Origin of the sequence: Syntrophotalea sp., assembly GCF_050253115.1 — a bacterium.
GTDB lineage: Bacteria > Desulfobacterota > Desulfuromonadia > Desulfuromonadales > Syntrophotaleaceae > Syntrophotalea > Syntrophotalea acetylenica.
In genome coordinates this window covers 1-5,379 of sequence record NZ_JBFWJQ010000143.1, presented here as the reverse complement: position 1 = coordinate 5,379, position 5,379 = coordinate 1, and the positions used below count along the sequence as shown (strand labels likewise).

Genomic DNA, 5,379 nt, shown 5'->3' with positions numbered 1-5,379 from the left:
AGCAGGTGACGGGAGCAGCGGCCCTCGGCCCTGAGCGGTACGACCTGCTGCGCAATATTCTGTGGGAGATTCGCGCCCCCCGTATTGCTGCGGCGGTGCTCATCGGCGCCGCGCTTTCGACATCCGGCGCGGCTTTTCAGTCCATGTTCATCAATCCTCTGGTGTCTCCGGGCTTGCTCGGCGTGCTGCCCGGCGCCTCGTTCGGCGCGGCACTCGGCATGTTGCTGTCCAGAGGCTGGTTCGGGGTGCAATTCTGCTGTTTCGCCGGGGGATTGCTGGCCGTTGGCATCGCCATCGGCATCGCCCGTCTTTATCGGGGCGACCGACTTCTGATGCTGATTCTTGGAGGAATCATCAGCGGCTCCCTGTTTACCTCCCTGCTGTCGATCGTCAAGTACCTGGCCGATCCTTACGATACCCTGCCGGCCATCGTCTACTGGCTGATGGGCGGCCTGTCCATGACGGACAGTCACACCGTGCTGTGGATTTCCATCCCCGTCCTTTCCGGCATTGCCGGCCTGCTGCTAATGGCCCGCTACCTTAATGTGCTGAGCATGGGGGACGAAGAGGCGCGCAGTTTGGGGGTGAATGTAAGTCTGATCCGGTTCTGGCTGATTTTCTTCGCTACGGTGATAAGCGCCCTGACGGTGGTGGTCGGCGGCCTGATCGGCTGGGTAGGGCTGATCATTCCGCACATCGGCCGTATGCTCGTGGGGCCGGACAATCGCACTTTGCTGCCGGTCAGCGCTCTGCTCGGGGCCCTGTATCTGGTGCTGGTGGACGATGTTTCCCGTCTGCTGCTCGATATCGAAATACCGCTGGGCATCATCACGGCTCTGATCGGCATACCGTTTTTCATCCTGGTTCTGAAAAACGCACGAAAGGGGTGGGGCTAGCATGGCTTTGTTGGAAGTCAGAAACATATCCTTCGGCTATGGCGGCCACTCGGTGCTGGACAATGTCAGTTTCGATATTGAAAAAGGCAGTCTGGTGTCGCTGCTGGGACCCAACGGCTGCGGCAAGACCACTCTTCTGAAAATCCTGCTGGGGCTGTTGCCGGTGCCCGGCGGTGAAATCCTGTTCGAAGGCCGCCCGGTTGCTTCCTACGATCGGCGTGAAATGGCCCGGCGGGTGGCCTATGTGCCGCAGATACACAAGGCCGCTTTTGCCTATCGGGCGATTGACGTGGTGCTCATGGGGCGTCTTCCCCATAAAGGGTTCTGGTCGGCCTATCACCGCAGGGACGAACATCTGGCCCTGGAGGCACTCGACAAACTGGGAATCAGGCACCTGAGCCAGCGTCCCTACACCCAGATCAGCGGCGGGGAGCGGCAGATGGTGCTTATTGCCCGGGCCCTCTGCCAGGGCGCGCACACCTTCATCCTCGACGAGCCGGCCAACGGGCTCGATTACGGCAACCAGATCAGGCTGCTGGAGCAACTGGCCACCCTGTCCGGCGAAGGCTACACCTTTGTCATGTCGACCCATTTCCCCGATCATGTGCTGTGGGTGGCGAACCAGGTTGTCATGTTGTCTGATGGCAGCATCATTGCCGAGGGGGCTCCGGATACCGCCGTGACCCGGAAAAATCTTTGCCGTCTGTATCAGGCCGATGTCGAAGTCTGGCAGTTGCTGGAGAATTTCAGAATATGCATGCCGCAGAGGCTTCGCAACAGGTTGTGCAGTTGTGACATGGAGGATGTGCCCCGCCCTGTTTTAATGGCAGGCCGCAGTTAAAGGAGGAGGAATGCTGAAAGTTGATGATGTACAGGCGACACTGAAAGATTGTGAAGCGTTTCACGGCCATCTCTGCATGGGACAGGTGATGGGCGTGCGTATGGCTAAAAAAGGTCTGGAACTGATAGCCGCGGAAGATATCAAGGATCTGATTGTCATAGTGGAGAACGATCGCTGCATCACGGATGCCATTATCATGGCCACCGGTGTGCGGCTCGGCCGGCGCAGTCTGAAATTTCACGATTACGGCAAAATGGCGGCCACTTTTGTCAATACGAAGACCGGCCAGGCCTGGCGGGTGGCCAGCCGCGGCGACAGCGACAACGGTTTGCCCCCGGATCAGGCCAGGGCCGCGGCTCTGGCAAAAACGGATGCGGAACTGCTGCGCTGGCAGCAGGTCCGGGTCGCATTTGGTCCCGGTGATTTGCCCGGTCCTCCGGAGCGTATCGTCCAATGCAGCCGCTGTGGAGAGACGGTGCTCGATTATCGCGATGTGCCCACCGGACAGGGGCAAGCCGATCCGCTGTGCCGTGCCTGCGCTTTCGGGACCTATTATCAGCCTTTTGCCGGATAAAGGGATGGATCAAGGAGTTTGGCGTGACAAAGAAGAAGCAGGATTCACTGGCATTTTACCGTTATGACGACAACCATCCCTTCGCTTCCATGTATCCATTGCTGGCCCGGCAGATCGTGGAGGATCTCGGCATAAGCCGCGGGCGATGCCTGGATATCGGCACCGGCGGCGCGCCGCTGCTTATCGAGCTGGGCAAGATCACCAACTGTGAACTCTCGGGGCTGGACATCAACCCCGAGGCCCTGGCGCTGGCGGCGCAAAACGCCCGGTCTCATGGCTTGCCTGAAGGCCGCTGCACCTTTCTTGAGGGCGATGTGCATGCCATGCCGCTGCCGGACGATTATGCCCGGCTGGTGGTAAGTCGCGGATCGATACCCTTCTGGGATGATTACGTGGTGGCTTTCCGGGAAATATACCGGGTGCTGCAACCGGGAGGCCTGAGTTTTGTCGGGGGCGGATTCAGCCGGTTTCAGAGCCTCGAGGAGGCGAACCGAATGCGTCCGGACTGGGCGCGCAAGGACAATCCCGACAAACGGGCCCGCTGGTTGCGCCGGGAATTTCTGGTGGAGGCGCTTGCGCCGCTGTCGCAAGCGGATTGGCGGATCATCGAGGATGGCTATGGCACCTGGGTAGTGATGAGCAAACCGGCACTGACTTCCATCTCCGCGGGGGATTCGAAAGGAGTGCCGCATGCAATGCCTGAATTGTGAAAACCGCTGTATCGTTGCAGATGGCGGCCTCGGCGGGTGCGGCCAGTACCGCCGGATTGGCGAAACCATGGTCGAATGTTACCCCGATCGCTATCTGCTCGCCTGCCCGATAGTCATCGAAACCATGCCGATGCTGCATTTTCACCCAGGCAGCAAGTTTCTGCAGATCAGCACGGTGGGCTGCAATCTGAATTGTCCGGGTTGCATTTCGACCACCCTGGTTCGCGAGATGGACCCGGCCAGTTCGATTATGCAGCAAATGAGCGCGGACCAGGTGGTGGCCACGGCCGTTTCCCAGGAGTGCCGTGGCATCGCCTTTTTGATGAACGACCCTCTGGCCAGTCTCGATACCTTCACGAGAGTGGCACAAGCGGCACGTGCCGCCGGTCTGCTGGTCGGTTGTGCCACCAATGCCACCTTTACCGAGCGGTCCCTGTCCCGTTTGCTGCCATTTATCGATTTTATAAACATCGGCGTCAAGGGCCTTACCGCGCAGGCTTATCGAAGCTGCGGCGGACGGTCGCCCGACGCGGTGCTGCGCAACCTGCGCCTGTTGCACGAGGCTGGAGTGCATGTCGAGGTGGCCTGCATGCACCGCCGGGACAACCAGGACGAGCTGCGGGATCTGGCTCGCCGGGTGGCGAAGCTGTCGCCGGCCATACCTTTGCAGGTGATGCGTTATATCCCCCTGGAATCCGCCGATCCCGGCTGGGAACCGACCATCCTGGAGTCGGAGGCGCTGGTCCTCGATCTGCGCAAGATCCTGCGACATGTCTACCTGTTCAATTCCCCGGGCACCGATCAGCTCGACAGCCTGTGTCCGGAGTGCGGCGAGGTTCTGCTCAGACGCGACTTCTACGGTCCCATGGGGGCGCGGCTGCTGGCTGCGCAGCCTGGAAGCTGCCCCCACGGGGCAGCATTTCTGGATCTGCGGGGAGACGCCGTGGTCGGTGCCTTCCGGGAGGGGGACTTCCAGGGCGGTTATCCCTTCACCCGGGCGCTTGAGATCGTGCAATCCATGCTGATCGCCTTGGGCGTGAGGGATGCGGTCGAGGTTGTGCGGGTCTGGGAAAAGATTCTCAATCTGCAAAGTCTGAAGGAGCTGCATCTTTCCATTCAGCAGCCTTCCGCGTATCTGGCCACACTGGAATATTTCGGCGCCCTGACCGGGCGCCAGGCACGGGCCGCGGCACTGATCGCCTATCTCGGTGAACGCTTGGAGGCGGTGGCCCGAGGGCTGGCGGCGGTAACCCATCGTCCCCGGGTCTATTACGCCATGGGCAAACCGCTGTTCGCCATCAAGGGCCCGCGTTTCGAAAACCAGTTGGTCCAACTGGCCGGCGGGGACAGCGTCAACCGGCGCCTGGATCTGTCGGGACGGCCGGGGATGAGCATCGACCGCGAAGTTTTGAACGCATTGAATCCGGAGGTGATGGTCATATCCGCGTTTCTCTCCTGTCCGGTGCAGGATTTCCATGCTGAATGCCTGCGGTTGGGTGTGGATGTGGAGGCGGTGCGCAATCTGCGTATCTACACCCCGCCGGTGCCGTCCAGTGATTTTGGCGGTCCGCGCTGGATTCTCGGTCTGCTGTTCCTCGCCAACATCCTGCATCCCGAGCGGTTTCATTTCGATATCGCCCGGGAGTCAAAGGATTTTTATGGCGAGTTTTACGACATGCCCTTTGTTCCCGATCATCTCAACCGATCCTTTGGAAAACCGAGCAATACCTGGTGCTGGACACGAACCTGATGGACAACCGGCAGGTGGAACCGATGAGAGCAAACCATGGGCCGCTGATCATTGTCAGCGGCCCGGCCCATTGCGGCAAGACCACCCTGGTGACCCTTCTGGTATCACATCTGCGCGATAAGGGGCGGCAACTGGCCGGCATTCTGGCCGAAGGGCAATGGCGCGACCAGCGGCGCAGCGGTTTTACCCTTGTCGATCTGGCCGACGGGCGGCGCACGCTCCTGGCGGAGCGTATCGCCGATTGCGGTCCGCATGCTTTCCCCTATGCGTTTCATGCCGAAGGGCTTGCCGCCGGTTATCTTGCCCTGGGCCCGCGGCGATGCGCCGGGGCGGATCTGGTGGTGGTCGATGAAGTCGGCTCCCTTGAACTGCGCGGTGCAGGATGGGCCCGGAATCTTGGTCCGTTGCTGCGGCAATGCCGCTCTTTACAGCTGTGGGTGGTTCAAGCGGCCCGAGTGGAAGCGGTCTGCAGGAAATGGCAGCTGTCGCCGGTGCGGGTTATCGACGCATCACAGCCCCAAGCTCTGGATAACTTGTTGATAACTGTCGAGGAATGGCTTCCGGGTGTTGATCCCCCTTCGCACTTTCGTTTTTGAAAAATTCTCAAC

The 5,379-nt window shown here is 60.4% G+C and carries 6 protein-coding genes; all 6 read left to right on the top strand.

Annotated features, from left to right (window positions below):
* The coding region (locus tag AB7E65_RS11790; RefSeq protein ID WP_428745994.1) for a FecCD family ABC transporter permease at positions 1-896 on the top strand (896 nt) is incomplete at its 5' end.
* A 1-nt stretch (position 897) separates the two neighbouring features.
* Positions 898-1,737 carry an ABC transporter ATP-binding protein gene (locus AB7E65_RS11785; protein WP_428745993.1) on the top strand — a complete coding sequence of 280 codons (840 nt, stop codon included), beginning with the start codon at positions 898-900 and terminating at the stop codon, positions 1,735-1,737.
* A 10-nt stretch (positions 1,738-1,747) separates the two neighbouring features.
* Positions 1,748-2,311 carry an FmdE family protein gene (locus AB7E65_RS11780; RefSeq protein WP_428745992.1) on the top strand — a complete coding sequence of 188 codons (564 nt, stop codon included), beginning with the start codon at positions 1,748-1,750 and terminating at the stop codon, positions 2,309-2,311.
* Between the two features lie 23 nt (positions 2,312-2,334).
* The gene (locus AB7E65_RS11775) at positions 2,335-3,021 is read left to right on the top strand and encodes a class I SAM-dependent methyltransferase (RefSeq protein WP_428745991.1); all 687 of its coding nucleotides are present in this window, start codon (positions 2,335-2,337) and stop codon (positions 3,019-3,021) included.
* Complete coding sequence (locus tag AB7E65_RS11770; protein WP_428745990.1) at positions 3,002-4,771, top strand: radical SAM protein; 1,770 nt, start codon at positions 3,002-3,004, stop codon at positions 4,769-4,771. Before AB7E65_RS11775 ends, AB7E65_RS11770 begins: the two co-directional genes overlap by 20 nt.
* 23 nt (positions 4,772-4,794) lie before the next feature.
* The gene (locus AB7E65_RS11765) at positions 4,795-5,367 is read left to right on the top strand and encodes a nucleoside-triphosphatase (protein ID WP_428745989.1); all 573 of its coding nucleotides are present in this window, start codon (positions 4,795-4,797) and stop codon (positions 5,365-5,367) included.
* Positions 5,368-5,379: the final 12 nt, after the last annotated feature.